The organism is Burkholderia oklahomensis C6786, assembly GCF_000959365.1.
Taxonomy (GTDB): Bacteria; Pseudomonadota; Gammaproteobacteria; order Burkholderiales; family Burkholderiaceae; genus Burkholderia; species Burkholderia oklahomensis.
On record NZ_CP009556.1, the window covers coordinates 1,498,510 to 1,522,432 of the forward strand.

The 23,923-nt window shown below is 69.2% G+C and carries 21 protein-coding genes; 13 read left to right on the plus strand and 8 right to left on the minus strand.

What is annotated here, in order from left to right; all coding sequences use genetic code 11:
* Window positions 1–9 precede the first annotated feature (9 nt).
* The 8 genes from pilO2 to sctC all read left to right on the plus strand — a co-directional run bounded on the left by pilO2 (window position 10) and on the right by sctC (window position 9,203).
* Window positions 10–1,299, plus strand: coding sequence for a type 4b pilus protein PilO2 (gene pilO2 / locus BG90_RS24530; protein WP_010109637.1), 1,290 nt, complete (start codon window positions 10–12; stop codon window positions 1,297–1,299).
* Window positions 1,300–1,312: 13 nt separating this feature from the next.
* Window positions 1,313–1,798 carry a type IV pilus biogenesis protein PilP gene (pilP, locus tag BG90_RS24535; RefSeq protein ID WP_045568428.1) on the plus strand — a complete coding sequence of 162 codons (486 nt, stop codon included), beginning with the start codon at window positions 1,313–1,315 and terminating at the stop codon, window positions 1,796–1,798.
* A complete protein-coding gene (locus tag BG90_RS24540; RefSeq protein ID WP_010119633.1) occupies window positions 1,795–3,405 on the plus strand; it encodes a GspE/PulE family protein in 1,611 nt (536 codons plus the stop codon). Before pilP ends, BG90_RS24540 begins: the two co-directional genes overlap by 4 nt.
* A complete protein-coding gene (locus tag BG90_RS24545; protein ID WP_010119631.1) occupies window positions 3,395–4,471 on the plus strand; it encodes a type II secretion system F family protein in 1,077 nt (358 codons plus the stop codon). The genes BG90_RS24540 and BG90_RS24545 overlap by 11 nt, the downstream gene beginning before the upstream one ends.
* Window positions 4,472–4,503: 32 nt before the next feature.
* Complete coding sequence (locus tag BG90_RS24550; RefSeq protein ID WP_038801554.1) at window positions 4,504–5,061, plus strand: type 4 pilus major pilin; 558 nt, start codon at window positions 4,504–4,506, stop codon at window positions 5,059–5,061.
* A gap of 36 nt (window positions 5,062–5,097) precedes the next feature.
* Entirely contained in the window at window positions 5,098–5,577 is a 480-nt protein-coding gene (gene pilM, locus BG90_RS24555; RefSeq protein WP_010119630.1) for a type IV pilus biogenesis protein PilM, read from the plus strand.
* The gene (pilV, locus tag BG90_RS24560; protein ID WP_010119629.1) at window positions 5,577–7,262 is read left to right on the plus strand and encodes a shufflon system plasmid conjugative transfer pilus tip adhesin PilV; all 1,686 of its coding nucleotides are present in this window, start codon (window positions 5,577–5,579) and stop codon (window positions 7,260–7,262) included. The genes pilM and pilV overlap by 1 nt, the downstream gene beginning before the upstream one ends.
* 117 nt (window positions 7,263–7,379) lie before the next feature.
* Window positions 7,380–9,203: a type III secretion system outer membrane ring subunit SctC gene (gene sctC / locus BG90_RS24565; protein ID WP_010119627.1), complete on the plus strand. Its 1,824-nt coding sequence runs from the start codon at window positions 7,380–7,382 to the stop codon at window positions 9,201–9,203.
* 643 nt (window positions 9,204–9,846) lie between these two features.
* Here sctC and BG90_RS24570 read toward each other — a convergent pair.
* Both BG90_RS24570 and BG90_RS24575 read right to left on the minus strand, forming a co-directional pair.
* On the minus strand, window positions 9,847–10,083 hold the full coding sequence (locus tag BG90_RS24570; protein WP_010109612.1) for a hypothetical protein: 237 nt from the start codon (window positions 10,081–10,083) through the stop codon (window positions 9,847–9,849).
* Between the two features lie 253 nt (window positions 10,084–10,336).
* Complete coding sequence (locus BG90_RS24575) at window positions 10,337–11,137, minus strand: hypothetical protein (protein WP_010109611.1); 801 nt, start codon at window positions 11,135–11,137, stop codon at window positions 10,337–10,339.
* 78 nt (window positions 11,138–11,215) lie between these two features.
* Between BG90_RS24575 and BG90_RS24580 the strand changes: the two genes are divergently transcribed.
* Window positions 11,216–11,557: a hypothetical protein gene (locus BG90_RS24580; protein WP_025990308.1), complete on the plus strand. Its 342-nt coding sequence runs from the start codon at window positions 11,216–11,218 to the stop codon at window positions 11,555–11,557.
* Between the two features lie 616 nt (window positions 11,558–12,173).
* Here the strand turns inward: BG90_RS24580 and BG90_RS24585 are convergent.
* Together BG90_RS24585 and speB are read right to left on the minus strand one after the other, a co-directional pair.
* Entirely contained in the window at window positions 12,174–13,574 is a 1,401-nt protein-coding gene (locus BG90_RS24585) for a hypothetical protein (RefSeq protein ID WP_010119624.1), read from the minus strand.
* A gap of 424 nt (window positions 13,575–13,998) precedes the next feature.
* Window positions 13,999–14,952 carry an agmatinase gene (speB, locus tag BG90_RS24590; protein WP_010109604.1) on the minus strand — a complete coding sequence of 318 codons (954 nt, stop codon included), beginning with the start codon at window positions 14,950–14,952 and terminating at the stop codon, window positions 13,999–14,001.
* A 152-nt stretch (window positions 14,953–15,104) separates the two neighbouring features.
* Here speB and BG90_RS24595 point away from each other — a divergent pair, with 152 nt between their 5' ends.
* Together BG90_RS24595 and BG90_RS24600 are read left to right on the plus strand one after the other, a co-directional pair.
* Window positions 15,105–16,019, plus strand: a complete 915-nt coding sequence (locus tag BG90_RS24595) for a LysR family transcriptional regulator (RefSeq protein WP_010119622.1) — start codon at window positions 15,105–15,107, stop codon at window positions 16,017–16,019.
* Between the two features lie 235 nt (window positions 16,020–16,254).
* Entirely contained in the window at window positions 16,255–16,698 is a 444-nt protein-coding gene (locus tag BG90_RS24600) for a hypothetical protein (protein ID WP_010109600.1), read from the plus strand.
* 264 nt (window positions 16,699–16,962) lie between these two features.
* Here BG90_RS24600 and BG90_RS24605 read toward each other — a convergent pair whose 3' ends face one another.
* The 4 genes from BG90_RS24605 to BG90_RS37530 all read right to left on the minus strand — a co-directional run bounded on the left by BG90_RS24605 (window position 16,963) and on the right by BG90_RS37530 (window position 19,797).
* Complete coding sequence (locus BG90_RS24605) at window positions 16,963–18,312, minus strand: type II toxin-antitoxin system HipA family toxin (RefSeq protein WP_010119621.1); 1,350 nt, start codon at window positions 18,310–18,312, stop codon at window positions 16,963–16,965.
* Window positions 18,309–18,743, minus strand: a complete 435-nt coding sequence (locus BG90_RS24610; protein ID WP_010109597.1) for a helix-turn-helix transcriptional regulator — start codon at window positions 18,741–18,743, stop codon at window positions 18,309–18,311. Before BG90_RS24610 ends, BG90_RS24605 begins: the two co-directional genes overlap by 4 nt.
* A 70-nt stretch (window positions 18,744–18,813) precedes the next feature.
* Window positions 18,814–19,014 carry a hypothetical protein gene (locus BG90_RS35650; RefSeq protein WP_124072353.1) on the minus strand — a complete coding sequence of 67 codons (201 nt, stop codon included), beginning with the start codon at window positions 19,012–19,014 and terminating at the stop codon, window positions 18,814–18,816.
* A 36-nt stretch (window positions 19,015–19,050) separates the two neighbouring features.
* Window positions 19,051–19,797, minus strand: coding sequence for a hypothetical protein (locus BG90_RS37530; RefSeq protein WP_232355228.1), 747 nt, complete (start codon window positions 19,795–19,797; stop codon window positions 19,051–19,053).
* Between BG90_RS37530 and bcsB the strand changes: the two genes are divergently transcribed.
* A complete protein-coding gene (bcsB, locus tag BG90_RS24615; protein WP_045568429.1) occupies window positions 19,767–22,088 on the plus strand; it encodes a cellulose biosynthesis cyclic di-GMP-binding regulatory protein BcsB in 2,322 nt (773 codons plus the stop codon). The genes BG90_RS37530 and bcsB overlap by 31 nt on opposite strands.
* 364 nt (window positions 22,089–22,452) lie before the next feature.
* The gene (gene bcsZ, locus BG90_RS24620; RefSeq protein WP_414629732.1) at window positions 22,453–23,793 is read left to right on the plus strand and encodes a cellulose synthase complex periplasmic endoglucanase BcsZ; all 1,341 of its coding nucleotides are present in this window, start codon (window positions 22,453–22,455) and stop codon (window positions 23,791–23,793) included.
* Window positions 23,794–23,923 lie beyond the last annotated feature (130 nt).

A 23,923-nucleotide genomic window follows, 5' to 3' on the forward strand; every position in this document is an offset into this window, starting at 1 on the left:
AGGCGGACGATGAGCGCGCAGGTCATTCAAATCGGCCGCCAGCGTTTCGTCGGCGGCCTGTTCTGGCAATCGCTGTCGAGGCGCAACGAGCTGCGCGCCGAAGCAGTCGAGCTCGCGAAGAAGCTGAAGTTCGACCTGATGGTGCTGCGGATCGATCGCGGCGTCGCGGCGGCGGGCTACGCGAACACGCGCGACGGCTTCGCGCCCGGGCATCTGTCGCTCGGCGCGATGGTGTCGCGCGCGATCGCGCTCGAAGGCGCGTTCTACAACGGACGCCGGCAGCCCGCGCCGAACTGGCTCGGCGCGTTCGCGCTGCCCGACGGACGCTGGGCGTACTTCGCGGTGCGCGACCACGCGTTCATGCCGAACGGCGACTGGGTCGGCAGCCGCGAAGAGGCGCTCGAGCGGCTGCATACCGATTACGCGTGGGGCGGCTGGAACGTCGTGATCGGCGAGCCGGAGCTCGAAAAGCAGGGCTTCCAGAATTTTCAGCCGAAGCGGCTCGACGATCTGCTGCCGCGCCGCGGCGGGCGGCCGCGCACCGAGCGCTGGTGGGCGCTCAGGCCCGTCGAGCGGCGCCTGTCGACGCGCGCCGCGCTGATCGCCGCGACGGCGGTGTGCGTCGCGGGCGGCGGCTTGCTCGCGTATTGGCATCATCGCGCGAAGGTCGAGGCCGACGAGCGCGAGGCGGCGCTCGCGCGCGTGCGCGCCGAGCTGGCCGCGCGGCAGGCGAAGAGCGGGCCCATCGCGCATCCGTGGGCGATGCTGCCCGACGCGATCGCGTTCGCGCGGGCGTGCGCCACGCGCTTCGGCCGGCTCGCGCCGGGCGGCTGGCGGCTCGACCGCTACGAATGCACGCCGGGCGTCGCGCATTACGCGTGGATGCGCAACGGCTCGAACGTGCGCTACCTGCTCGCCGCGGAGCCCGCTGCGATCGTCGACACCGACGGCGAGCGCGCGACGCTCGACGTGCCGCTCACCGCGCCCACGGCGGACGACACCTCGCTCGTCGACGATTCGGCTGTCAGGACGCAACTTCTGTCGCGTCTCCAATTGCTGGACGCGGCCGCTAAACTGGACCAGCTGCCTGCCGATCAATCGTCGCGCGCGCCGCTCGCGAATCTCGCCCAGCAGGCGGCCGCCGCGCCTGCGTGGCATGCGTATCGGCTGAATGCGAGCTTGGGCGGCTTCGCGCCGCCCGAGTTCATGCGCGCGATCGACGTGCCGGGGCTGCGCGTGCAGCGCATCGCTTACCAGAACAATCAGTGGACTCTCGAAGGAGTGCTCTATGCGAAATAATCGCGTCCGATCGATGCGCGCGCTCGGCTTGGCGCTCTTTGCCGGCGCCGCATGCGCGGCGGGGCCCGCGTCGTCCGACGACGGCGGCGCGACCGCCGCGCGTCTCACGCAGCTTCAAAGCGAGACGGTGCTGTTGCAGGCGCAGTTGAAGAAGCTCGAGACCGAGCAGCAGGTGGCCGAGCGAACCGCGCAGCTCGCGCGCGCGCGCGGCGGCGCGCCGGCGGGGCAGCTCGCGGTGACGGCGATCGAAGGCGTCGGCAAGCGCGCGTTCGCGACGCTGCGGATGAACGGCGGCGCCGAGTTCGAAGTTGAGCGCGGCGACGCGCTGCCGGACGGCGGCCGCGTCGTCGCGATCGAGCCGCGCGCGGTCGTCGTGTCGAATCGCGGGCGCACGTACCGGCTGTCGACGGCGGCGACGTTCGGCGGCAATCCGCCGCTGCCCGCCGAGGCGGCCGCGCCGCTGCCGACACTGCCCGCACTGTCCGCGAGCGGATCATGAGCCAGGACGCGCAACGCCCAACCGGCGCGGCTCCGCGCGCGACGATGCACGCCGGCGCCGACGTCGCACAGCCGCCCGGCCCGCGCGCGGTCAGCGAGGCCGGCGATTTCGCCGCGAGCGTCGAGGAACGCAAGTTCGTCTGCCTGTTCGACGACGGCCGGCTGTTGATCGCCGAAGGCCACGAGATGAATCCGTTCGTGCTGTCGTATCGCGCGCGGCTCGACCGGATGGGCCGGCCGTACCGGCCGACGCCCGCCACGCTGATGCAGGTGCGCGAGGCGTACCGGCACGGCGGCGCGGGCGGCGGCGAGCGGCTCGATCACACGGTGATGCAGGTGCTTGCGAAGGAGCTGATCGGCCGCGCGTGCCGCGAGCGCGCGTCCGACGTCCACATCCGCGTGCGCCGCTTCAGCACCGAGGTCTATTTCCGCATCCACAACGAGCTCGTGCGCGTGAACGAGCACACGCGCGAGCACGGCGAGCGGCTGCTCGCGACGCTGTACGGCGCGATGACGACCGTGTCGGACAACAGCTACCGGCCGAGCGAGCGGCAGGACGCGAGCATCGGCGACCGCGACAAGCTGCCGGACGACCTGTACGGCGTGCGGATCGCGACGACGCCGACGAGCGAAGGCAGCCTGATGGTGCTGCGGCTCCTCTACAACGACGCGGGCGACGCGACCGATCTCGCCGCGCTCGGCTTCGCGCCCGAGCACGTCGCGGCGTTCCGCGCGCTGCGCGTGCAGCCGCACGGCATGAACATCATCAGCGGCCCGACGGGCTCCGGCAAGTCGACGACGCTTCAGCGGATGCTCACCGCGCAGATCGACGAATCGCGCGGCAGCCTGCACGTGATCACGGTCGAAGATCCGATCGAATACCCGATCGACGGCGCGGTGCAGACGCCCGTCGCGAACGCGCAGACCGAGGAGGCCCGCGCGCTCGCGTTCGCGGCGGCGATCACGAACGCGATGCGGCTCGATCCGGACACGATCATGATCGGCGAGATCCGCGACCGCGCGTCGGGGCAGACGGCGCTGCGCGCATCGATGACGGGCCACCAGGTCTGGACGACCGTGCACGCGAACAGCGCGCTCGCGATCGCCGACCGCCTGATCGATCTCGGCCTGCATGCGCGGATGATCACCGATCACACGGTGATCTCCGGCCTCATCAGCCAGCGTCTCGTGAAGCTCCTGTGCCCGCATTGCAAGCTGCGGCTCGCCGATCATCCGGACAGGGTCGACCCGGGCCTCTTCGCGCGGCTGCGGCTCGCGCTCGACGGCCGGATGCAGGACGTGTGCATCTCGGGCGACGGCTGCGCGCACTGCCGCGAGGTCGGCACGATCGGCCGCACGGTCGTCGCCGAAGTGATCCTGCCCGATGCGCGGCTGTTCGAGTACCTGCGCGAAGGCGACAAGGTCGGCGCGCTCGAGTACTGGACCCGCACGCTCGGCGGGACGACGCTCGCCGCGCACGCGCTGCGCAAGGTCGCGGCGGGGCTCGTCGATCCGCGCGGCGTCGAGCGGGTGGTCGGCACGCTCGCGCCGGTCGCGGGCGAAGCGCGGCAGCAGCTGTCGCTCGTCGGATTCAGCTATGGCACTTGAGCTGAATCGCCGCTGGGCGAAGCTCTACCTGAACGCCGACGAGCGGCTGCGCATCTATCGCAAGATCGCGAAGATGCTCGGCAACGGGCTGCCGCTCCTCAAGGTGCTCGAGGAGCTCGAATGGCGCGCGTCGCACGAGGGCCGCAAGCCGCGCGAGGCGCTCGCGATCGTGTTGTCCGACTGGCGCTTCGCGGTGCAGAACGGCCGCATGCTGTCCGAGGCGATGGAATCGTGGGTGCCCGCGACCGAGCAGATGATCGTCGCGGCGGGCGAGCAGGCGGGGCGCATCGAGGATGCGCTCGCGTCGGTCGCCGACATCGTGCAGTCGAGCCGCAAGATCCGCCGCGCGGTCACGGGCGGCGTCGCGTATCCGATCGGGCTCGTCGTGATGGTGATCGGCTACCTGTACCTGTTCGGCACGCACGTGATCCCGAAATTCGCATTGATCGCCGATCCTTCGCACTGGCGCGGCGCCGCGCGCTCGCTGTATCTGATGTCGCTGTTCGTGCAGGGCTGGATGCTCGTCGTCGTCGCGCTGCTCGCCGCGTGCGCCGTCGCGCTCGCCTGGTCGCTGCCGCGCTGGCGCGGCCCGCTGCGCATCTACGCGGATCGCGTGCCGCCCTATTCGATCTATCGGCTCGTCGCGGGCAGCGGCTTTCTGATCGCGTTCTCGGCGCTGCAGGCGTCCGGCGTGACGGTCGAGAAGGCGCTCCTGAAGATCGGCGCGGTCGCGGGGCCGTGGCTGCGCGAGCGGATCGACGACACGCTGATCGGCGTGAAGTCGGGCCTCAACGCGGGCGAGGCGCTGTTGAACACCGGCTATCAGTTTCCGTCGCGCGAGATCGTCGAGGACCTGTGCATCTACGCCGAATACGGCGGCTTCGACGCGGCGCTCAAGATGCTCGCCGACGAATGGCTCGAGGAGGGCGTCACCCGGATCGCCGCGCAGATGCGCGTGCTGAACGGCATCGCGATCGTCGCGCTGGCCCTGCTGATCGGCTGGCTCGTGACGGGCTTCTTCGGCATCCAGCAGGAAATCGCCGCGATGACGCGCGCGATGCATTGACGTCGCGCATTTTCAATTCAGGAGAATTCAACATGAAACCACTCGCCGCACACCCTGCCTATCGACACGAGCCGGCGTTCTGCCGACGCCACCGCAAGGAGCGCGGCGCGTCGCTGCTCGAGAGCATCGCGTATCTCGGCGTCGCCGCGATCGTGATCGTCGGCGCGATCGCGCTGCTCGGGTCGGCGTTTTCGAGTGCGAATACGAACCGGCTCGCCGAAGAATTGAACGCGATTCAGACAGGGACCAAGAAGCTCTATATGGGACAGGTGAACAATTATGGGAATGATTCGCTGAACGCAAACCTGATTGCGGCGAAAGTGTTTCCGAGCACGCTGCCTACCGGGAACAACAACGACGCCGTATCGAACGCATGGGGGGGAGCCGTTACGGTGACGGGGAGCGGGCAGACCTTTACGGTTCAGTACACGAACGTCCCGCGCGACGTCTGCATCAACACGCTGACGGCGGGCGGCAACTGGCAGTCGGTCGCGATCGGCGGGAACGCGGCGATCAACTATCCGGTGTCGCCGACCGACGCAACGGCGAACTGCGTGGACAGCGCGACGATCGTCTGGACGTCGAACTGACGCCGCCCGGCCTTTTCGTCATCGCTCGCGTCGTTCATGTACGCCTTCGCCGCCGCCTTGGCCTTCACGTCGCTCGTCGCCGTCTACGCGACGCTGCAAGGCCCGTCCGCCGTTCCCGCGCTGCAGCCGTCGCGCACCGCGCAGGCCCTCGCCGACAACCTCGCCGTCTACCGGCTGGCCGCGCTCGACTACGCGCGCCTGCATCCGGGCACGCGCGGCGCGGTGCCGAACGCGCAGCTCGCGTTTCCTTCGTGGTATCCGGGCGCGAATCCGCTTTGGCGCAACTACATCGCGGGCGGCACCGTCGTCGCGTATGCGGTGTCGATGCCGCCCGTGAACATCGCGGGCGAAATCGAAGCGCTCGCGGACGGCTCGCTGTTCGCGGGCGTCGCGTACCGCGGCGCGGTCGTGCATCCGGGCTTCGCGAACCCGAACGCGCCGGCGAACGGCGTGCCGCTGCCGGCCGGGCTGACGATCGTGAACGGCGTGCCGGTTTGGATGGGGCAAGCCTACTGATGCGTTTCCCGCCTTCCCGCCGCCGCGCACGCGGCTTCGCGCTGATCGAGATGCTCGGCGCGCTCGCGATCGCCGCGCTGATGCTGGCCGGCATCGCGATGATGATGGACACGTCGCTCGACGACGTGCGCGCGCAGCAGGCCGCGCAGTACCAGGCGCAGGTGACCGCCGCGGCGACGCGCGCGCTCAAGCGCGACTACGATGCGTGGTTGCAGCGCGCGAACACGCAGACGCCCGTCGTGATGACGCTTGTCGATTTGCAGTCGACGAGCGACCTGCCGGCCGCGATTCAGCCGAGAAACGCATACGGCCAGCACACATGCGTGCTCGTCAAGCGGACCGCGAGCGGCGCGGGGCTCGACGCGCTCGTCGTGACGACGGGCGGTGAGACGATCGCCGACAAGGAGCTCGGGCTCGTCGCCGCGAGCGCGGGGCCGGGCGGCGGCTCGGTCGCCGAGAGCGCGCCGAAGCTCGCGCGCGGTGCGTTCGACGCATGGCGCGTGCCGCTCGACACGTTCCTCGGCGGCAGCTCGCCGAAATGCGATCCGGCCGACGCCGCGCCGCCGAACGCCGGCCACCTCGCGAGCGAGATCTTCTTTAACGGCCCGGGCCAGCAGATCAACAGCGATTATCTGTACCGTGTCGGCGTCGGTGGCCATCCGGAGGCGAACGCGATGCAGGTGCCGATCTGGCTCACGCACACGTTCGTCGCGGGGAGCGCGGACGCGGCGAACTGCGGGACGACCGGCAGCTACGCGAACGGCAAGCTCGGCGCCGATGCGAACGGCAATCTGCTGAGCTGCAAGAGCGGCGTGTGGCGCGGCGCGGGCGGGCACTGGAAGGATCCCGTCGAGACGGCCGACGCGCTGCCCGGCGATGCATCCAACGAGGTCGGCGACGTGCGTCTGACGCTCGACACGTTCCGTGCATTCGCGTGGACGGGCGGCGGCTGGCAGGCGCTCGCGATCGACCGCGACGGCAACATGATCGTGCCCGGCATCGTCGCGGCGAACCAGCTCGAGATCACCGGCAGCGTCGTCGTCAACACGCCGTGCTCGCCCGATCCGCAGCGGCCGACCGCGGGGCTCGTGTCGATGGGCCAGGACGGGCAGGTGCTGTCGTGCCAGAACGGCAAGTGGCTGCCGCAGTCGGGGATCAAGGTCGGCGATACCGATATCGCCTGCGAGATTCTGATGGAGACGCCCGGCGCCACCGACTTCGGACAATGTTCGAATGTCTACCGCGGTCCCTATCCGAATCCGCCGCTCGTCACGTACGAGCCGGACGGCACCTACACCTACACGATCAAGCGTCCGGTCAAGCTCGACAACAACGGGCTCATTTCGGTGAGCGCCTACATGCACATGAGCTATGCGACCTGTGCGCAGAAGGGGCGCGAGGGGCAGATGCGTCTCGTCGTCGAGATCGTCGACGTCCAGACCGGCAATGCGATCGCGCACGGCGAGGCGCAATCGCCGAAGCTGCTCGAGGACGCCGCGACCATCAACGTCACGCTGAACCAGGCCGCCGAGCCTCGCCGGGGCTACACGGTCGTGCTGGCAAGCAAATGGGCGACTTACGACAGCTTCGCGAAGACGCCCTGGCAGTCGAGCTACTGCAGCGGCGGCCAGACGTTCCTCCAGACGCCGCTCGCCACCGGCTGGACCATCAATTCGTTCTATTGAACGGACCTTCGCCGCGCGCGGTCGCCGCCGCGCGCGGCTGCGGTTAACTGCAGGGGTCTCCCATTCGCGGCGCGCGCCTGTCCGACCGACGGTCGCGCGCCCCCACCGGACGGACCCATGAAGGCCAAGATTCCCGTTTTGCTGTCTCTTCTGTGCACGCTCGCGAGCGTGCCCGCCGACGCCGCGCCGGTTCGCTGGCGCAGCTCGGAAATCCAGTACGCGGCGGAAGGCAAGGACGTGAAGGACGTGCTGCGCGACCTCGCCGCGAGCCAGAACATCGCGGCGAACGTCGCGTCCGGCGTGAGCGGCGCCGTCAGCGGGAAGATGAAGATGTCGCCGCAGCGCTTCCTCGACACGCTCGCCGCGTCGTTCGGCTTCGTCTGGTACTACGACGGCACCGTGCTGTACGTGACGCCGTCGAGCGACATGAAGAGCACGCTCGTCAAGCTCGACCACGCGAACACGGGCGACCTGCGCGATCTGCTCGAGCAGATGAAGGTCGCCGATCCGCGCTATCCGATCGTCTACAACGCGCGGCAGCGCACCGCGCTCGTCGCGGGGCCGCCGCGCTACGTCGAGCTCGTGACGAGCGTCGCCGCGCGCCTCGACGAGAACGCCTCGCGCACGGGCGGCACGACGATCCGCGTGTTCTCGCTGAAGCACGCGTGGGCCGCCGACCGCGACGTGAACGTCGACGGCGCGACCGTGACGATGCCGGGCGTCGCATCGCTGCTGAACCGGATGTACCGCCCGGGCGGCGACGGCAAGCACGCGTCTCAGACGACCGTCGGCAGGCCGATCAGCCGCGCCGCGCCGATGATGGATCTCGGCGGCGGGCGCAGCGGCGTGCCGCCTTTGCCGCCGCTGCCGCCGTACATGCAGACCGCGCAGGCGGGCGACGGCGGAGGCGGTCTCGGCGCTCGAGGCAACCCGGCGGGCGATCCGCGACCGAGCGCGGCGCTTGCCTCCGCGCTCGCGAATCAGGGCGCGGCGCGCGCGCCGGGCGGCGTGCCCGATCCGTTCGGCGGCGGCGCGAGCGGCGTGCCCGTGGGCGCGGGCGATCCGAACGATCTGCCGGTGATCCAGGCCGATCCGCGCACGAACTCGATTCTCGTGCGCGACGTGCCCGAGCACATGGCGCAGTACCCGGACCTGATCGCGCTGCTCGACGTGAAGCCGCGCCTCATCGAGATCGAGGCGCGCATCATCGAGATCGACGAGGGCGCGCTCAAGCAGCTCGGCGTCGACTGGCGCGCGCACAACAGCCATATCGATCTGCAGACGGGCACCGGGCTCACCGCGCAGAACTCGTATGCGAACGGCTCGCTGAATCCGACGTTCGGGTCGATCTCGCTGTCCGGCAACGGCGACTCGGTCGGCGTGCCGGCGAGCCCGCTCGGCTTGTCGCTGACGGCCGTGCTCGGCGACGCCGGCCGCTACCTGCTTGCGCGGATCAACGCGCTCGAATCGTCGAACCAGGCGCGCACCGACGCGAGCCCGAAAGTCACGACGCTCGACAACGTCGAGGCCGTGATGGACAACAAGAAGCAGTTCTTCGTGCGCGTCGCGGGCTACACGTCGGCCGACCTGTACAGCATCTCGACCGGCGTGTCGCTGCGCGTGCTGCCGATGGTCGTCGAGGAGGGCGGGCACACGCAGATCAAGCTCGACGTGCGGATCGTCGACGGTGAATTGTCGCAGCAGACGGTCGACAACATTCCGGTGATCGTGTCGAACGAAATCAACACGCAGGCGTTCATCGAGCAGGGGCAGGCGCTGCTGATCGCGGGCTACAAGGTGGATTCGCGCTCGAGCACGCTGTCGGGGGTGCCGGTGCTGTCGAAGCTGCCGCTCGTCGGCGCGCTGTTCCGCTCGACCGACAAGCAGGACAGCCATACCGAGCGGCTGTTTCTCGTCACGCCGAGGGTGATCGAGCCTTGAGGCGGCGCGTGCGGGCGGGTATCGGCATTATCGGGCGGCGCGATCGACGAAGGAAGGGCGCTTGCGTCGTCGAATCGCGAAGCCGGTTCGGCCGGGCGTTTTGCGGCCGGATGTGACATGCGCGAAGGCGATGCGTGCGGATCTGCAAATCGAAATCGGCGCGCCCGGATATCGAATGAACGGACCGTTCCGGCGACGGTCATCGGTGCGGTGGTGCGGTGGTGCGGTGCGAGCGAAAGAGCGGGCATCGGTGTCCGGGATGGTTCGCGCCGGACCCGGAGACGATCTTGCCGCATGTCTGCATGCCGGTATGTGCGCGACAACCGTTGCGGTCGAGTAGCTCGGCGTCGATCGGTCGACATCGCGAACCGCGCGATCGTCTTTTTCGACGAGACGTCATCCGACGAACGGCCCGTGCGCTTCGCTGCGTTGCCGATCGGGTGGAATCGGCGTTCGCTTCGAACGCTTCTTCATCGTTGGCTCATTCGATCATTCGCCGTTCGTGACGCGATTCGCCGCCGCCTCGCCTCGCTGATCGACGGCGGCCGAGAAGCGGATCGCGTGACGCATCGATGTCACGGAAGGTTGGATGCAGCTTTTTTCGACCGATTAGCGCGCCGTATCGTTCGAACGCGAAGCGGCCTCAGTTGCGCTTGCGCTTGCGTGCGCGCATGCGGACCGCCGAATCGAACAGCGCCTGAGCCCGGGCGAGCTCGTCGAGCGCGCGATCGAGCCGCGACACCGCCGCCGCGTATTCGACGCTCGGCGCCGTCTCTTCGGCATCGCCGCGAACGGCGCGAAATGCGAGGTCGACGTTGCGCGTCGCCTCGAAAAAACGTTGCGCGGCCTGGGCTTCCCGTGAATGCGGGATGGTCGACATGGACGTTTCTCCTCTGTTGCCAAACATGACAAGCCGATGGCGGGCGTTCGCATCGCGCGACGCGCACCGGCGTGAACCACCGAATGCAACTGCATCGGCCGCCGCGCGCGACGCTGCGTGCCGATTCTCTCTCCGTCCCGATCGAGCCGCCATGGCCGGATGGCAACGCACGACTGGCGCGCGCGCAGCGGCGTGAACCTTCGCATGCCGCCGGGTGTCGCGCGTCCGGTTGCGCACTCAGGCGCCCGGTCCGTCACCACGCATGATTCGCATGCGCGTGTGAAACGTTGCCGAACGGCGTGACGGATTCGACGGGCGGCAAATCGAACAGATCCCGTGTGAACCCGCGCGCCTGCTCGGCGGCGGGCTGGCTGCGCAGGCGCGCGACCTGCTCGACGAACGTGTCGAAATCGCCGTCGCGCGTCGCCTTCGTGATCTCCGCGAGATCGCGCGCCTTCAGCACGCTCGGTTGCGTGAGCCGCACGAAGTACGGCGCTTCGAGCTCGACCGACAGCGCGAGCGGATAGCGCTTGCCGGTCTGCCCGGATTCGCGGCCGATGCAATCGACGACCGCCGCGCTCTGCGCGGCGCCGAGCACCTTGCCCGTGCTCACGCTGCGCAGATGATCGGGATGCACGCGCAGGCGCGTGCCGATGCTGAGCTCGGTCGGCGATGCGCATACGAGCGCGTAGTAATGCTCGCGGCGCCGCCCCGAAGGCAGCGTCGCGCGGCTCGTGATGAACGTATGCGGCGGGAGCTGACGCACCTGGCCGTTCGCATCGATCCACGCGTTCCATAGCAGCGCGTCTTCCTGCTTTCTTTCCGCCGGCCTCGGCTTGCTCGACGCCGGCGAGAACAGTGCGATCAGCGAGCCCGTTCGATGCGCGGCGATCTGCGCGCTGTTGCCGAGCGGCTGGCCGATGCCCCACAGAAAGCGCCCGCCTCCCAGCCTGCGCTCCCATTCCTTTCTCAGCACGATGGTCGGGAGTGCTTCGCCGGACTCGGTGCCGATCTTGGTCCAGCAAAACGTCGGGGGCAGGTGTTTCAGTGTCATCAACTTTCTCGGAACGCGGCGATCGTCAACTTCGACGATCAATTCATTAGGCGTTAATGTATATGTATAATGCATACTATGGAAGCCCCCAAGACACATTTTTCTGTTCAGGACCTGTTGAGCCGACTATTGGCGGATACCCGCTCGTCCAGCGAAATAGCTAGGCTTTCGGGCGTCAGTCAGCCCACCGTCTCGCGACTGCGGTTGTCGAGCGGGCGGCGGCTGCGCAGGAGCTCGTCATTCAATAAGCTATGCAGTTTCTACGGCGTCGAGACGCGGCAGTCGGGCCGGCTTTCGGCTCCGTACAACGACTTGCTGCGCGAGGCGATCGTCGAAGCGTGGGACGGCTCCGAAGAGCACGGCCGCGCGCTGCTCGGCGTGATCAAGGGATTGAAGGAACTGAGCAGCAAGCCGGGATGACGGCCGTCGCGGGGCGCGTTTTCGAGGCTGTGCAGGTCGCGGCGCACTGTGCGGGGCGTCGCGATGACGTGCGTTTGTCGTTTTATCGCTTGCTGCTTGCCGTCATGCGCGAATCACATTGCTGATTGCGAGCGAGGGCTTCGTTCAGCGATGTCGGATGTCGCCGGCGTTGCGGCGCACGCGCACGCGATCGCAAATACGAGATCGACATCGGCCGTGCGGAGCGTGAATGGTCGAAGGGAAGGGGCGTGTGTGCGTGCGAGCGTCGCCTGCAGCAACGGCACCGCTCGACGCGGAGCTGTGCTGGGCGCGTCTTGGCGGCACAGGTGATACGGCGATGCGACGCGCAGTGCAATCGGCTCGCGCGCGTTGATGCGGAAAGTGGGCGGTCGAGGCGGTGCTCTCGCCAATTGCCTGAGCCGATGCTCGATTGATCGAGCGAGCGAGCGCAGCGCCGCGCGCGCGTTCGACATCGTGTGAAGCGGTCCCTCGCCGATTCGACGGCAGTTTCCGCATTGATCGATTCAGCAGGCCGGCCGGCGCGCGACGCGCCGGCCGGCTTCAGCAAGGCGGTTCGCCGAAAGCGAGCCGCCTTTTTCGCGCTGGCTTGCCGCGCTTACTTGCGGCCGAGATAGGTTTCGGTGCAGATATGCGTGAAGCGGGCGATCGATGCGCTCTGATGCAATTTCCCGTTATCGAGGTAGGCCACCGCGAATGAATACGGGTTGTAGGTGATCCGCCAATGATCGGAGGGCACGGACATCGTATAGAAGTCGCCGGTCATCGTCCCGCCGCCCTGGCACAGGCCGACGTTCAGATCGACCAGCAGGTTGCCGCTCGCATCGGTGTAGCCCGACGTTTCCGTGAGCAGCGTGTTGGGGCCGTTCGGGCCCGCGCTGTCGTATGCGCGTACCCAGACCCGCTCGCCCGGCGGCAGGCGCACGTTGCCCGTCGAATCCCACGCGGAGACGCCCGCCGTCACGACCCGCGCGACGTTCTCGTTGCCGCGCACCAGATGCGTGATGTTCTCGTTGTCGAGAAAGCGGTAGAAGCCCGCGGTGCCCGCGCCGTCCGACACGCGCAGCGTATAGGCTTGCGCGGCGGGCGCCGTCGCGCCCTTGTCGTAGACGCGGAACATCAGCGTCGCGCCCGCGGGCGACGTGATGTTGTACGGCGTCCCCGAAGCAAGCGTCGCCCACGTGTTCGGCGTGGTCTCGAGCTCGGCCGTTTGCGTGCCCGCGCCCTTGAACGTCACGTAGTTCGTCGTCTGGGTCGACGGCACTTGCACCGCGTAGTAGTCGAAGTCCGCAACCGTGTCGAGGTTCGCGTTGATCTGCTGGTTGCCGGACAGCCGCGTCGGATGCAGGATCGAGTCGTTCGGCTCGTAGCTGTCGTAGCCCGTCGTGCCGAGCACCTGGAACTGGAACGTCGCGTTGCCCGCGCCTTGCTGCGCGCTGACGAGCAGCAGCAGACGCACCGGGCCGTTGGGGATCGCTTCGACGATCTTGTTCGGCGACAGGTCGGCCTGGCTGTCGAGCACCGTCCACGAGCCGTCTTCGTTGACCTGCACGAGATGCACGTCGTGCTGTTCGTTCGCGGGCAGGTTCACGACGTACGCGACGATCTTCGTCGCGCTCGGCGCGACGAACTGGAAGCAGTCGGCCTGGCCGGCAGGCGCCGTGGGCGCGTTGTACGCGCCGCCGATCGTCACGTCGGTGCAGTTCGCGACGCTCGGCGCGACGGTCGCGGCGGACGCGGCGCCGAGCGTCGCTTGGCGCGTCGCGAGCGGCGCGCGCACGCCGGCCTGCCGAATCGTGCTCGCGGGCAGCGTCGCCAGCGGACGCGGCAGGGTCGGCAGCGTCGCGCGGCGCTCGGCGAGCTGAGCGCCGATTTTCGTCTGCTCCGCCTTGCTGATGCCGGATACGTGCGATTGCGCGGTGAGGGTCGAGGGTTGCGCCCATGACGAGCTCATCGCCGCCGCGGTCAGCAGCGTTGCCGCGTACTTCAGTGTTTTCATTAAAGGTCTCCTTGCGTATGTGAATGCGCTTGACGCGCGGCAATCATCATACGTTTACCGGAGAAGAAAAGGGGCGGGAAAGTTTCGGATTCGACGCCGAGACAAAGGCCGATGTCGATGCGGCCGTCGATGCGGCGCGTGGGCGCTGCCCGGAAAGGCTCGCTCGTTGCGAGCGGGATCGAGAAGGGACGGCAGAGGCGGCCGACGCCGACGAACCGCCGGCGCGATTCGGCATGCCGGGGGGGGCGGCGTGGTGCGCGTGGCGAGCGCCGGAATGCGGCGGCGGCCCGGCCGAATCGCGATCGATGCGCGCCGTCTGCGCGCGGTGTCGCGGCGCGCCGCTTCACGCGAGCCGCCCTGCATTCGCGATTCCGGCGAACGCCGTCGACCGGCCCGGCTCGCCGGCCGGGGCCGCCGCGCGGGATCAGTCGCGGCGCTTCACGCCGGGCAGCACGCAGAGCATCTCGTACGCGAGATTCGCGCCGAGCAGCGCGGTGGTGCCGAACGGATCGTACGGCGGCGCGACTTCGACGAGATCCGCGCCGACGATGTCGAGCCCCCACGCGCCGCGCACGATCTCGAGACCCTGCGGTACCGTGAGACCGGCGATTTCCGGCGTGCCCGTGCCCGGCGCGTACGCCGGATCGATGCCGTCGATGTCGAAGCTCAGATAGACGGGGCCGCCTTGCACGCGCGAGCGCACTTCGTCCATCAGCGGCGCGAGCGACCGGTTCCAGCATTCCTCGGCCTGGACGACGCGAAAGCCCTGGCTGCGGCACCAGTCGAAATCCTCGGCCGCGTAGCCGGTGCCGCGCAGGCCGATCTGCACGACGCGCCCGCAATCGAGCAAGCCTTCCTCCACGGCCCGGCGAAACGGCGTGCCATGCGCGATCTTCTCGCCGAACATCGTGTCGTTGACGTCCGCGTGCGCGTCGACGTGGATGAGGCCGACTCGCCCATGCTTGCGATGCATCGCGCGCAGGATCGGCAGCGTGATCGTATGGTCGCCGCCGAGCGTGACCGGACGGCAGCCGTGCGCGAGGATCGCGTCGTATGCGGCTTCGATCCGCGCGATCGAGTCGGCGAGGTTGTACGGATTCGTCGCGACGTCGCCGGCGTCGGCGACGCGCAGCGAATCGAACGGCGCCGCGCGCGTCGCCATGTTGTACGGGCGCAGCAGCACCGATTCGCTGCGGATCTGGCGCGGGCCGAACCGCGCGCCCGTCCGGTTCGACGTGCCGAGGTCGAACGGCACGCCGACGAAGCATGCGTCGAGTCCCGCGGCGTTCGCCGCTTGCGGCAGCCGCATCATCGTCGCGATGCCGCCGAAGCGGGGCATCGCGTTGCCGCTTTGCGGCTGGAAATAGTGATCCGGCATCGTCTTGCTCCCGTCGTATCGGTTGCGCCGTATCATCCGAATACGACGATAGGTAGCGTTGTACTTCGCCAAAAGCGCAGCTTGAATCACGAAGTTCCAACATTCACATTGATGAAGTCCTATGTATCGGCGGCGCTCGCCGCGGAGGAAGCATGCTCGGCACCCTGACGGACCTGGACCTCCGGCTGATTCGCGTGTTCGTCGCGGTGGCCGACGCGGGCGGCGTCAGCGTCGCGCAATCGACGCTGAACGTCAGCCAGCCGACGATCAGCACGCAGTTGTCGACGCTCGAGACGCGCGTCGGCTTCCGGTTGTGCGAGCGCGGGCGCAGCGGCTTTCGGCTGACGGCGAAGGGCGAGCGCTTCTACGCGCTCGCGAAGCAGCTGTATACGGCCGTCGACGCGTTCAGCAGCGAAGCGCGGCACATGGACAAGACGCTCGTTGGCACGCTCGCGATCGGCCTCATCGGCCACACGCCGATCAGCGAGAACGCCCGCATCAGCGATGCGATCGCGCGGTTCCGGCGGCGTGACGAGGCCGTGCGCTTCGTGATCTCGGTGCGCCCGCCGGGCGAGCTCGAGGAGCGTCTGCTGAGCGGCGACGTGCAGATCGCGATCGGCTATTTCTGGCATCGCGTGCCGACGCTCGAGTACACGCCGCTGTTCGTCGAGCGTCAGGTCGCGTACTGCGGGCGCGGCCATCCGCTCTTCAGGCGGGCGGGACGGCTCGCGCCGTCGAGCGTCGCGGATTTCGAGTGGGCGTGGCGCACTTATCCGCTGCCCGAAGTGGCGCTGTCGACGACGCCCGCGAAAGTCACCGCGCAGGCCGACAACATGGAAGCCGTCGCGCTGCTGATCCTGTCCGGCCATCATCTCGGCTATCTGCCCCGGCATTTCGCGGCGCCTTACGTGAAGCGGGGGCTGCTCAAGGCGCTGAATCCGCACGCGCTGCGCTACGACGTGACGTTCCAGGTGGTCACGCAGCGGCGCGGCCGGCAGGATCCGATCGTGCAGGCGTTTCTCGACGATCTGACTCACGCGCATCGGGGCGGCGCGTCGCACGCTTGAAGGATGGTCGCGCGCGCCGCGGCGTTCATCGATGGCCGCGCGTTTAGAAGGTGCGCGCGCATCGATTTCGTCCGATGGCGCGAGATCGGCGTTTTTTTCGCGATCGGGCGCGCGGAGGGACCCGTTCCATTTGAGCCAGGTCAAGTCGATTTGCCGCGACTGCACGCAGTATGCATCCGGGCGAATGGAGTCCCGTCGACGCCGCGCGTCCACGGGATCGCAACGGAGCAATGCGATGGAACACAGGTTCGAGCATCGTCGACATCGACGGCTGGCCAGATGGATTCATGCGGTAGGCCTGGGCGCGCTGTTCGCAATCGGCGCGACGTGGATCAGCGCGATCGTCGATCATCCGGTCGAGCAGGCGATCGTCGACGGAATGTCGGCGTCGGAATGCGCGCAGGTGCGGGCGATGCCGGCGGGCTCGCTGCTGTCGGCGACGCAGCCGGACAGCGCGGTCTGCCGGTCGTTCTTTCTGTACCGCGCCGCGTACGTCGACGCGGCGAGCGGCGCGGCCGGCTACTCGGCGGCGGTGATGCGGGCGCGCGTCGACGAGTTCTGGCAGCTCGTCGGCTACGTGCTCGCGCTGTGGTTCGTATTCGTCTGCATCGTCGTCTGCATCGTCCTGATCGTGCGGCGGCTGTTCGAGCAGCACGCCGGGCATCGCAAATCCACTTGATGGGCTTTTCTCGCGAGAATCTGCTGGTGCTCGAGGACGGCGTCGGGTGACGGAAGGGCCGGGCGCGAAACCTCGTGTCTCGGCTGAACGTCGATCGTTGCCTGTCGCCGGTCGCGCACGGCGGCGGGATGTCGGGCGCGATCGACGTGCGTCGACCGAATGGCGATCGTGCTCGAGCGCGGGCGGCCGCGTGACGGCGCGACATCGGGCACGATTCGCGCCGTGCGCGACAGGGTTCGCTGCAACGGCCGCGCCGCTTCTTCGCTACGCTCGCGCCGGCGATGACGCGGCGAGCTTCGCGTTCAGACGCAGCATCCCGCTGAAGACCGCATCGGCGACGTCCCGCGGAAAATCGCGCGGCAGGCGCGCCGACACTTCGTCGACGACGCCCGCGGTTCGCGCGGTCAATGCAACGATCATGTCGTCGACCTCGGCGGGCGCGAAGCCGACGCGCTGGCCCTGCGCGATCCAATGCCGCCGCTGGATCTGGTTGATCGGATAGTGGATGTTCTTGCCGCGCACGCCCATCGCGAGCCGCGCGCGCTGCATCGGCAATTGATTGGCACCCCGACCGATCACCGGATGCGCGGACAGCACGTCGTAAAGCGGCGTCGATCGAAAGCGATTGCCCGGCAGATGCGCGATGCTGAAGTTCTTCGCGTGGCCGTCGGTCGCGGCGAGCAGCCAGAACACGATTTGCGTCGCGAAGAATGCGTAGCGGTCCGCCGCGTGCTCGGAGCCGGCGAGCACGTCCATGATCGCCTCGATGCCCGGTCCGCCGTCGGCCTGATATTTGTCGAATGCGGACGTGCCCGTCGCCTGGCACATGTCTTCCTGCGGCAGGCGCAGGATCCAGCGCGCGTCGCTCGACGGCTTGCGGTCGAAGCGCTCGACGACGAGCGCCTTCTGATCGTCGAAATGCGCGATGTCGCAATGCGCGACGGGCAGCCCGTACGCGGCGACGATCTTCGAGCACAGCCATTCGTTCTCGACCGACGTGCGCATGTCGGCGCGCCGGTTGCCGACGAGCCCGAGCGGCAGCTTCAGGATATGCGTGGTCGGCGTGCTGCCTTCGGGCAGCAGCCACCGGCCGCGATGGCGCAGCAGCGCGGTCTTTTCCTGCGCGCCCGCGATCGACAGGCGCAGATCGTCGAGCGGCTCGTGCTGCCCGGCTTGCGGCGCGGACGTGATCTCGCGCAGCAGGCGCGCGATGTCCGCGTCGGCGAGCGCGCGGCCGCGGGTGCGCTCGAGATCGTCCGGCGTTTCGCCGGGCGGCAGCATCTGCAGCGCGCCGACGCAATCGCGGCCGAGCGTCGAGAGCAGCTCGAACGGCGACGTGCCGCCCGTCCTGTAGCGCATCGCGATCCGGCGCCGGATCGGTTCGCTGTCGGGCAGCAGGTTGTCGAAGTAGTCGCTGACGAGCCGGCCGCGATACGGCTGGTTGCCCGGCGTGAACGGCAGCGAAAGCGACAGCGGGCGGCCTTGCGGGTCCGCGATCCATTCGTCGAAGTAGACGAGGCGCTCGCCGTCGCGGGCATGCTCCCAGTAGCCGACGGGCAGGCCGTTCATCCACAGATGCAGGCGCGCCGTGCGCGTGCCGCGGCGCGCGCTCACCAGTCCTCCCGCTTCTTCGGGGCGGCGCGCTTGCGAGGCGAGCGGGGCAGGCGCTCGGCGGCATGCGGGCCGGGCGCGGATTGGCTCGTCGGCGACGCGGGGCGCTTTGCGGCGACGCGTCCGCTTCCGACCGTTTTCACGGCTTTGCGCGCGGGCGCGGCGACCGTCTGCTTCGCGGCGGGCTTGGCGGGCGCGACGTAGACATGGGTCAGCGTGAGCGTGAGTTCGACATCGAGGACGCGCAGCACCTTGAACAGCCGCTCGACGCTCGCCGACGCCGGGTTCGCCTCGAATTGCGCATAGGTCTGCTGCGTGACGCCGAGGCGGCTCGCGAGCATCGCCTGCGTCAATCCGGCCGCCTTGCGGAAGCCGCGCAGGATCGGCCGCAATTGGCCGAGCGTCTTGATCTCGTGTTCGATGGTGATGGCCATGCGTGCACCCGGTTGATAGGCAAAGTCATGCCTTGATCGAAGAAAACAGTCTATATGCTGTAAATTGAATTTACAAGCTTTGAGCTGTATTTGTAAAAAACAGTCCTTGACCTGTTTTTTTGGGGCGCGTGGACATGCCGGACGGCGACGGCGGCGAGTCGATTTGCCGCAGTGCGTCGAGCGAGCCGATGCGCTCGCCGGCGCGGCAACGTTTGCGTGCGCCCGGTTTTTCGTTTGCGCGCGCCAAAGCGTGCATCGCCCCTGTTTTCATGCGATTCCGGGCCGCGCCGCGCACGCCGATTTCCCGTCAAAAATTGCGTTGGTCCGTGCGCTTTTGGGCGGCCACGTCCCGTATAATTCGCAACTTTTTGACAATCTGACGATCGGCTCCAACCGGGCTTCGCACCGCAGCCGGACACGACCGGCGGCGATCGCGCGGATCAGGTGATGTCGCGCGGCGGCGCAACGGGGCGTTCGTCGCGTCGAGGGGCAATCGAGCGCCGGCATGTGCCACATCCGGCCGATTCGCGATCGAAATGGTCAGATTAAAAACGGCATGCCGGCGATGCCGCTCCGACGCCCCTGTGCGAATGCGTTTCCGACGCGCGCGCCGGCGCGCGAAGGATGAATTTCCCGGCAGGGCGACGCGCGAGTGGGGAGCGTTCCGCGCGCCGTCCGCCGGACGCGAACGATCGAACCCATCGTTCGCCGTGTGCGAGGCGACGCCGGCGAGGCCGGCGTCGAGTGACATGACGGGGGCGTAGCCGTCGGGACGGGATGACGGCGCGCGGTCACGCACGCGAACAATCGACAGCCGCAGGCCGCCAACGGTCCTGCCGGCCGGCAGGCGGCGTGCGCCTGCGCGGGCGATTGCGCGCGACTCGATATCGAGACAGTCAGCAGGCCAATCAAATGCTCGCCCATAACAGGCCAGGTTTTTTGCGGGGAATGTTGGAACATCGCCGGACGGCAGTGCCAGCCGTCCGGCTTCGAAGCCGGCTTCGCATTGGATCGGCTCCGCCGATGAAGCCGATTGCAACGTTTGCGAGCGCACTCGCGATCGCCTTCGCGCTCTTTCATCCCGGCTCATCGATCGCGGCGCCGCAATCGCAATCGCAATCGCCGCCGCTGCCGCAGAAACAGCCGCCGGCATCGGCCGCTGCCGGCGGCGCGTCCGCGCCGCTCGCCACTTCCGCGCCGCTCGCCGCGCCGAAGCCGCCCGGCATCGCCGGCGCCGCGATTCGCGTCCCGTTCGCGACGCTCGGCGCGTACGAGCCGCTGCGCCTGCGCGGCAGCGACACCGCGCGGACCGTCAACGCCGGCGTGCGGCTCGACCGGATGGTCACGGCCGCGCGCCTGCGCCTCACGTATACGTATTCGCCGTCGCTCGTGTTTCCGGTGTCGCATCTGAAGGTGTCGATCAACGGCGAGTCGGTCGCGACGCTGCCGTTCGACAGCGAGCACGCGGGCCGCGCGGTCACGCAGGAGATCCCGCTCGATCCGCGCTATTTCACCGACTTCAACCAGATCGAGCTGCGCCTCATCGCGCATTACACGCTCGATCATTGCGAAGACCCCGAGCACTCGGCGCTCTGGGCCGACGTGAGCCCGACGAGCGAGCTGATCTTCGACGAGGCGTCGGTACGGCTGCCGAACGATCTCGCACTGCTGCCCGCGCCGTTCTTCGACCGGCGCGACAACAGCCGGCTGCGCGTGCCGTTCGTGCTGCCCGCGACGCCCGACGACGCGACGCTGCGCAGCGCGGGCGTGCTCGCGTCGTGGTTCGGCGCGCTCGCCGATTACCGGCAGGCGCGCTTTCCGGTGTCGTCGACGCTGCCCGCGAACGATCACGCGGTGATCGTCGGCACCGCCGCTCGGTTGCCCGCGTCGCTGCAACTGCCGCCGATCGACGGCCCGATGCTCGTCGTCGCCGACAATCCGGCCGCGCCCGACAAGAAGCTGCTCGTCGTCACGGGCCGCAGCGCGGCCGACGTCGACGCCGCGACGAACGCGCTCGTGCTCGGCAACGCCGCGCTGTCCGGCCCGTGGGCGCGCGTTTCGCGCATCGACATCGGTGCGCCGCGCAAGCCTTACGATGCGCCGCGCTGGGTGCCGGTGAACCGGCCGGTGACGTTCCGCGAGCTCGCCGACAACCCGGCCGATCTGCAGGTGCGCGGCAGCGCGCCCGATCCGATCCGGCTGAATCTGCGCTTGCCCGCCGATCTGCATTCGTGGAGCGGCTCGGGCGTGCCGCTGTCGCTGCACTATCGCTACACCGCGCCGACCGTGCGCAGCGACTCGATGCTCGCCGTCGAGATCAACGACCAGCTCGTGCAGTCGTACCGGCTGTCGCCGCGCAGCCAGGACGCGCGCGGCCGCGTGCAGCTGCCTTTGCTGTCCGACGCGGACAGCCGCGCGACGAACGACGTCGACATTCCGGCGTTCCGCGTCGGCAGCGCGAACCAGCTGCAACTGCGCTTCACGCTCGATTCGGAGAAGACGGGGCTCTGCACGGGCGTCGCGAGCGAGCCGCAGCGCGCGGCGATCGATCCCGATTCGACGATCGATTTCTCGCGCTTCATCCATTACGCGACGCTGCCGAACCTCGCGTACTTCGCGAACAGCGGCTTCCCGTTCACGCGCTACGCGGATCTTTCGCAGACCGCGGTCGTGCTGCCCGAGCGGCCGTCGCCCGTCGAGCAGGAGGCGTTTCTGACGATGCTCGGCCACATGGGGCAGTGGACCGGCTTCCCGGCGCTGCGCGTGCAGGTCGCGCGGACGGCGGACGTGCCGCGCATCGCGGACAAGGATCTGCTCGTGATCGACGGCGCGCCGCCGTATGCGCAGTTGTCGGGCTGGCGCGACGCGCTGCCGGTCGCGATCGGCGAGGGCGCGGACGGCGGCTTCGCGCGCGCGACGTTCTCGGTGAAGGAGCGCTGGCGCGACGACGCGCGCTCGCCGGCGGGCGGCGCGCGCTTCGAGCAGAGCGGCACGCTCGCCGCGCTGTTCGGCTTCGAGCTGCCGGGCAGCGACGGACGCAGCGTCGTCGCCATGACCGCGACCGATGCGCGGCATCTCGGCGATCTGCTCGACGTGTTCGAGAAGCCGGGCCTCGTCGCGCAGCTGCAGGGCGACGTCGCGCTCGTGCGGACCGGCGCGGTCGAGAGCATGCGTGTCGGCGAACCGTATCTCGTCGGCTACGTGCCGTGGTATGCGCGCGTGTGGGCCGCGGTCGCAAAGCATCCGGTGCTCCTCGGCCTGCTCGGCGCGGCGGCCGGGCTGCTGCTCGCGCTCGGCGCGTTCGGCGCGCTGCAGCGGATCGCCGCGCGGCGGCGGGGGATCTGACGCGATGGCCGGGCGGGCGGCGCGCGGGGCGCGGGCGCGGTGGGTGCGGCGATGCCGGCGGACGTTTTGCCGGATGGCCGCGGGCGTCGCGGCGGTGAGCGTCATGGCGGCGAGCATCGCGACAGCGGGCGTCGTGGCGGCTTCGGGAAGCGCCGCACGTGCGGCGGAGCGCGCGCCGGCCGATGCCGGATGGCGCGACGTCGCCGCTCCGGCATCGCCCGGTTCCGCATGGCCAGGTTCGAGCCGAAAGCGAGGCTTTGGGGCGAACCCGGCGGCGAACCCGGCCGCGAGCGCGGACGTCGTCCCAAACCTCGGTGCGGACGCGTCCACGGCTGGTGCGAACCCGGGCGGCAGCACGCTTCGAATCGAGCATGCGAGCCGGCTTGCGCGCGCGAACGCGGGCCTGGATGCGGACGGCAACGCGACGCGAAGCGGTCGCGCGAATCCGGGCGGCGGTGCGCGGGCCGAGTTGGGTGAGCGCGTGAGTGTCGCCGCGAGTGAGCGCATCGGCGCGAGCGTCCGGGCGAACGAGATTGCAAGCGAAGGCGCGCGTCTGCGCGACGCAGCGGACAGGATCGCGACGTCGGCGTCGCCCGCGGCGAAGTCCGTTCGCGCGTCCGCCGCCGCCTGCACGCCTTCGTGGCCGCGCTGGGATCGCTTCAAGCGCGACTTCATGTCGGCTGACGGCCGCGTGATCGACGTCGGCTCGGCCGACGAACGGACCGTGTCCGAGGGGCAGGCATACGGGCTGTTCTTTGCGCTCGTCGCGAACGACCGGCCGGCCTTCGATGCGCTCCTGCACTGGACCGAGCACAACCTCGCGCAAGGCGACCTGGCCGCGCATCTGCCCGCGTGGCTGTGGGGCCGCGCGGCCGACGGCGCGTGGCGCGTGCTCGACGCGAACGCCGCGTCCGACGCGGACCTGTGGATCACGTACGCGCTGCTCGAAGCGGGACGCCTGTGGCGCGAGCGCAGCTACACCGCGCGCGGCGCGCTGCTCGCGAAGCGCGTGCTCGACGACGAGACGGCGATGCTGCCGGGGCTCGGCCTCGTGCTGCTGCCCGGGCCGACGGGCTTTCGTCCGATGCGCGACCTGTGGCGGCTGAATCCGAGCTACTCGCCGCCGCAGGCGATTCGCGGCATCGGCGCGCATCTGCCGGACGACGCGCGCTGGGCGCGGCTCGCGGCGAGCGTCGGCCGCGTGCTGATCGATAGCGCGCCGCGCGGCTTCGCGCCGGACTGGGCGCTGTACCGCGCGGACCGCGGCTTCGAGCCGGACGCCGACTCGCGTGCGGAAAGCGCGTACAACGCGATTCGCGTCTACTTGTGGGCGGGGATGCTCGACGCGAGCGACGCGCTCGCGCAGCCGCTGCTCGCGCGTTTCGCGCCGTTCGCCGATCACGTCGCCGCGCACGGCGCGCCGCCGGAGACGGTCGACGCGACGACGGGCGCGGCGGGGCCGCGCGACGGCAACGCCGGGTTTTCCGCGGCGGCGGTGCCGTTCCTCGACGCGCGCGGCGAGCACGCGCTCGCCGACGCGCAAGTCGCGCGCATCGCGCGGCTCGAACGCGAAGCGGCGAGCGGCTACTACGCGAACGTGCTGACGCTGTTCGGGCTCGGCTGGCGCGACGGGCGCTACCGGTTCGCGGCCGACGGCACGCTGAACGTTCGATGGAGCGAGCCGTGCTCGACGCCCGCTCGCTGAAGATGAAGCGACCCGCGGCGCGCGCGCGGCGCCGTGTCCGGCTCGCCGGGATTGCGGCGATCGCCCATGCTGCCGCGCTCGGCTTGGCGTTCGGCGCGACCCAAAGCGCCGTGGCGGCTTCGGCGTCGCA